We start from the raw sequence: 4,935 nt of genomic DNA on the forward strand, positions 1-4,935 counted from the left end.
CCACGCAGCGCGGCGCCCTTCAGCCGCGCGCCGCGCTCGGCGACCGTCGCCAAAAGGTCGGCGCGCACCGGCGTCACCATCTCGGCGGCGGCGGTCGGCGTCGGCGCCCGCACGTCGGCGGCGAAATCGATCAGGGTGGTGTCGGTCTCGTGGCCGACCGCCGAGACCAGCGGAATGGCGCTCTCCGCCGCGGCGCGCACCACGATCTCCTCGTTGAAGGCCCAGAGGTCCTCCAGGCTGCCGCCGCCGCGGGCCACCAGCAGCACGTCCGGCCGGGGAATGGGGCCGCCGGGCGCGAGCGCGTTGAAACCGCGGATGGCCGCCGCCACCTCCGCCGCCGCGGTCTCGCCCTGCACCCGCACCGGCCACACCAGCACCCGGCGGGGGAACCGGTCCGACACACGGTGCAGGATGTCGCGGATGACGGCGCCGGTGGGCGAGGTCACCACGCCGATGACCTCCGGCAGGAAGGGAATCGGCCGCTTGCGCTCCCGGTCGAACAGGCCCTCGGCCGCGAGCTTGCGGCGGCGCTCCTCCAGCAGCGCCATCAGCGCGCCGACGCCGGCCGGCTCCAGCGCGTCGATCACGATCTGGTAGGCGGACTTGCCCGGATAGGTGGTGAGCCGCCCGGTGGCGATCACCTCCATGCCCTCCTCCGGCTTGAACCGGAGCTTGGAGAACGAGCCGCGCCAGACCACGGCGTCGATCTTGGCGCCCTCGTCCTTGAGCGCGAAATAGGCGTGGCCCGAGGAGTGCGGGCCGCGATAGCCTGAGATTTCGCCGCGCACGCGCACATAGCCGAACGCGTCTTCGACCGTGCGCTTCAGCGCCTGCGACAGCTCCGAAACCGTGACGTCCGGGGCGTTGGTGGGCGTGTCCTTCGGCGGCATGGAATCCCTGCGGCTGCGGTCCCCTTCCCGTTTAAGGCGCCCGCGCGGGAAAGGCGACCGGCAGCGGGGCGCCGCCGACCGCCGCGCCGCCGACCGCCGCTTTGAATAATAAGAATAACAGGCGGATCACATTTTCGCTCGCGCGCTCGCGAGGCCTTGCCGTCGTTATAAAAGTCTTATTTGAAGACGCGGCGCAACGGCCGGCCGCGGTAAAGACATCCGGCTGACGCGCCCCACGTCAAGACGCTGCGGAACCGGCTGGAATCCTTCCAGGTTCACGCGGCGCCCAACATGATGTCCGGGCTTCATCTTGGATCCCCCACGCCCGGAGATCGCAGGCACCCAAGGAGAACTCCATGCGCACCGCTGTTCTGGCCGCGTTCTGCCTCGCGCTTCCCTTCAGCGCGGCCCACGCCGCCGACGCGATCGAAATCGTCGAAGGCGGCGCGCCGAGCGCCAACGCCATCGTCATCGACAAGATGGCCTTCGGCACCCCCGAGATCAAAATCAAGGCGGGCGACTCGGTGACCTGGACCAACAAGGACACCATGGCCCACAACGTCCACTTCCGTCAGGGCCCGGCCAAGGGCGCGCCGAACGCCCAGGGCAAGATGCTGGCGACCGACGCCACCTGGACCGTGAAGTTCAACACCGCCGGCGAGTACAGCTACATCTGCACGCCGCATCCGATGATGAAGGGCAAAGTCATCGTCGAGTGACGGCGCGCCGCTCGCGGCCCCCGATCGAACGTCCGCTTCGACGCCCCGGCATGGTCCGGGGCGTTTTCGTTCGCGCACGGCTGGTCTAGATAGGGCCCGCGACGTCCCCACCCCTCATCCCTTCGCGCGAGGCTGCCATGATCGTTCTCCTGCTCGGCTCCGGCGGCCGCGAACACGCGCTGGCGGCGACGCTCGCGAAAAGCCCGAAGCTGACGAAGCTGATCGCGGCCCCCGGCAATCCCGGCGTCGCCCGCCACGCGGAGCTGCGCGACGTGGCCGTGGACGACATCGACGGCGTGGTGGCGCTGGCCCAGGCGGAAAAGGTCGATCTGGTCGTCGTCGGCCCCGAGGTCCCGCTGGTGCTCGGCGTGGTGGACCGGCTGGCGGAGGTCGGGATCAAGGCCTTCGGCCCCACCGCCGCCGCCGCCCGCCTCGAAGGCTCCAAGGCCTTCACCAAGGAGCTCTGCGCCGCCCACGATCTGCCGACCGCGGGCTTCCGCCGGGCGACGAGCCTGGACGAGGCCCGCGCAGGGCTCGACGCCTTCGGAGCGCCGGTGGTGGTGAAGGCCGACGGCCTCGCCGCCGGCAAGGGCGTCACCGTCGCGATGTCGATCGAGGAGGCGACCGACGCCGTCGAGGCCATCTTCGCGGACGCGGGCGCGGAGGCCGTGATCGAAGAGTTCATGACCGGCGAGGAGGCGAGCCTGTTCGCCTTGTGCGACGGCGAGACCGCCCTGCTGTTCGGTGACGCGCAGGACCACAAGCGCGCCTATGACGGCGACGAAGGCCCCAACACCGGCGGCATGGGCGCCTATTCCCCGGCCCCGGTGCTGACGCCCGAGATCGCCGAGCGCGCCATGGCCGAGATCGTGCGCCCCACCATCGCCGCCATGAAGGCGGCCGGGACGCCGTTCGTGGGCTTCCTTTACGCCGGCCTGATGATCGAGGGCGGCGCGGCGCGGCTGGTCGAATACAACGTGCGCTTCGGCGACCCGGAGGCGCAGGTGGTGCTGCCCCGGCTGAAGGACGACCTGCTTGAGCTGCTGCTCGCCGCCGTGGACGGCCGACTCGAGGATAGGGCGCCCGCCTTCTCGGCGGACGCGGCGCTCACCGTGGTCATGGCCGCGAAGGGCTATCCGGGCGCCTACGCCAAGGGTTCGGAGATCAAGGGCCTCGCCGCGGCGGCGGCCCGCGACGGCGTCACCGTGTTCCATGCGGGCACGGCCCGCGACGGCGAACGGCTGACGGCGAACGGCGGTCGGGTGCTGGCCGTGACCGCGACCGGCGCGGACGTGCGCGAGGCGCAGGCCCGCGCCTACGCCGCGGTGGACGCGATCGACTGGCCGGACGGCTTCTGCCGGCGCGACATCGGCTGGCGGGCGGTGGCGCGGCTGGAGGAGTGACGGCCTGACGACGCCGCGAGGGCGTTAGCCCTCGCGGCGTCGTCAGGCGTGACGGACGGATACGCCGATCCGGATCAGGATCGCCGGCCGGCGATCCTCACCAGATGAGCTGGGGCGACACGGCGACCGGGTGCAGCCCGTGGGCCGAGAACAGCGCCGCGAGCTTCTCCGGGTCCGGCGCGCCGCGGCCGAGCTCCTCCGCATGGATGCCGTCCGCTACGAACAGGCAGTCCACCCCGAAATTGACCGCGCCGGCGAGATCGGTCCGCACCGCGTCGCCGATGGCGATGACGCGCCCGCGCTCCACGTGGCGGCCGAGGATGTCGGTCGCGAGCGACAGCGCCGCGTCGTAGACCGGGGCGTAGGGCTTGCCGGCGTAATGGGTCTCGCCGCCCATGTCGCGGTACATGTCGGCGATGGAGCCCGCGCACCACAGCAGCGTGTCGCCGATCTGAACTACGAGATCGGGATTGGCGCAGATCATCGGCGCGCCGCGCTCCTTCAGCGCATCGAGCCGGGCGCGGTAGTCCTCCGGAACCTCGCGGGAATCGTCCACGAGGCCGGTCACCACCACGATCGGCGCCTCGTCGGGCCCGACAAGCTCCAGCGTGTCGTCGTCGAACAGCGGCAGATCCCGGTCCGGCCCGATGTGGTGCACGCGGGTCAGCCCGCGCTCGGCCAGCATGTGCCGGGTGACGTCGCCGGAGGTCACCACCGCGTCCCAGGCGCTGCGGGGCACGCCGTAGCCGTCGAGATGGGAGATCACCCAGTCGGAGGCGCGCGGCGCGTTGGAGACCAGCACCACCGCCCCGCCCTGGGCGCGGAACCGCGTCAGCGCGTCGGCCGCGGCGGCGTGCGCCGTCAGCCCGTCGTGGAGCACGCCCCAGACGTCGCAGAGCGCGACGTCGTAGGCGGAGGCGAGCGGCGCGAAGCGGGCGTAGACGGGCGAGGAGGCGTCGGACATCAGCACCGGCTAAGGCCCCGCCGCGGCCCCGTCAACCGCGCACGACGAGCGGCCGGGGGGCGAAGCGGCGCGGCGTTTCGTCCGAGCGCGCGCCGTCGCCGGCGTCGTCGCGCACCGGGCGCGGCACGCCGAACAGGTGGCCCGACGCGGCCTTGACGTCGTGGTCGAGCAGCTCGGGGACGATGCGCTCGTCCTCCACATGCGTCACGATCAGATCGACGCCGTGGCGCGCCAGCAGGTTGGCGAGGTCGGACGGGTGGATGGACAGCCCGCGCGCCGCGTCCGGCGCGAGCAGGGTCGCGGCCGATATCTTCACGAAGCGCACGCCCCGCCGCTCCAGATCGCGCGGGTCGAGGCGCAGGTCCGTCACATGGTCGATGGAGAAGCGCACGCCGCGCTCGGTCAGCGCCTTGCGCGCCTCGCGCTCCGCCAGCGCCAGCCCGTCGAAGGCCTCCTGCGCCAGCTCCAGCGTGACCGCCCGGGCGAGGTCCGGATTGGCGTCGATGCGCTCCACGAAGTCGGACAGGGCGCGGTCGTCGCCCAGCGTCTGGGGCGAGACGTTGATGAACAGGCCGATGTTGCGGCCGCTCGCCTGCAGGCGCTCCGCGACTTTCAGGCCGCGCATCACCGCCCGGCGGTCGATCTCGGGCAGATGACCCTCGGCCGCCGCCACCTCCAGGAACTCCTCGGGCAGCGCGATGCCGTCCGGCTCGCGCAGGCGCGACAGGCCCTCGTAATGGGTGACGCGGCGGTTCGGCAGCGACACCACCGGCTGCAGGAAGAAATCGACCCGGTCGTCGCGCAGCGCAAGCTCCACGCGGGCGGCCACGCCACGGTCCACGGGGGCGGCGGGGGCCGCCACCTCGGGCTCGGCCGCGTCGAGCGGATCGAACGCCTCGGCCGCCTGCGCCTTCTCGGCCTCGCCCCGGGTCTCGGCCACCTGCGCCAGCCGCTGGGCG

5 protein-coding genes are annotated in these 4,935 nt (G+C 72.2%); 2 read left to right on the forward strand and 3 right to left on the reverse strand.

Annotated features, from left to right (window positions below):
• A partial coding sequence (gene xseA, locus ACFQ4O_RS15090; RefSeq protein ID WP_378776769.1) for an exodeoxyribonuclease VII large subunit occupies positions 1-890 on the reverse strand: 890 nt, incomplete at its 3' end.
• A gap of 356 nt (positions 891-1,246) precedes the next feature.
• On the opposite strand from xseA, the gene ACFQ4O_RS15095 reads away from it, so the two are divergent.
• Together ACFQ4O_RS15095 and purD are read left to right on the forward strand one after the other, a co-directional pair.
• Positions 1,247-1,609, forward strand: a complete 363-nt coding sequence (locus ACFQ4O_RS15095; RefSeq protein ID WP_378776771.1) for an amicyanin — start codon at positions 1,247-1,249, stop codon at positions 1,607-1,609.
• Positions 1,610-1,746: 137 nt separating this feature from the next.
• Positions 1,747-3,012, forward strand: coding sequence for a phosphoribosylamine--glycine ligase (purD, locus tag ACFQ4O_RS15100; protein ID WP_378776773.1), 1,266 nt, complete (start codon positions 1,747-1,749; stop codon positions 3,010-3,012).
• Between the two features lie 97 nt (positions 3,013-3,109).
• Here purD and ACFQ4O_RS15105 read toward each other — a convergent pair whose 3' ends face one another.
• Complete coding sequence (locus tag ACFQ4O_RS15105) at positions 3,110-3,976, reverse strand: TIGR01459 family HAD-type hydrolase (RefSeq protein ID WP_378776775.1); 867 nt, start codon at positions 3,974-3,976, stop codon at positions 3,110-3,112.
• A 31-nt stretch (positions 3,977-4,007) separates the two neighbouring features.
• Positions 4,008-4,935: EAL domain-containing protein (locus tag ACFQ4O_RS15110; protein WP_378776777.1), on the reverse strand; the 928-nt coding region annotated here is incomplete at its 5' end.

This window comes from Methylopila musalis (assembly GCF_042679725.1).
Lineage (GTDB): Bacteria > Pseudomonadota > Alphaproteobacteria > Rhizobiales > Methylopilaceae > Methylopila > Methylopila musalis.

Coding starts and splice junctions, on each gene's coding strand:
- ACFQ4O_RS15105 (WP_378776775.1), bottom strand. CDS start 3,976: ATGTCCGACGCCTCCTCGCCCGTCTACGCCCGCTTCGCGCCGCTCGCC.
- ACFQ4O_RS15095 (WP_378776771.1), top strand. CDS start 1,247: ATGCGCACCGCTGTTCTGGCCGCGTTCTGCCTCGCGCTTCCCTTCAGC.
- purD (WP_378776773.1), top strand. CDS start 1,747: ATGATCGTTCTCCTGCTCGGCTCCGGCGGCCGCGAACACGCGCTGGCG.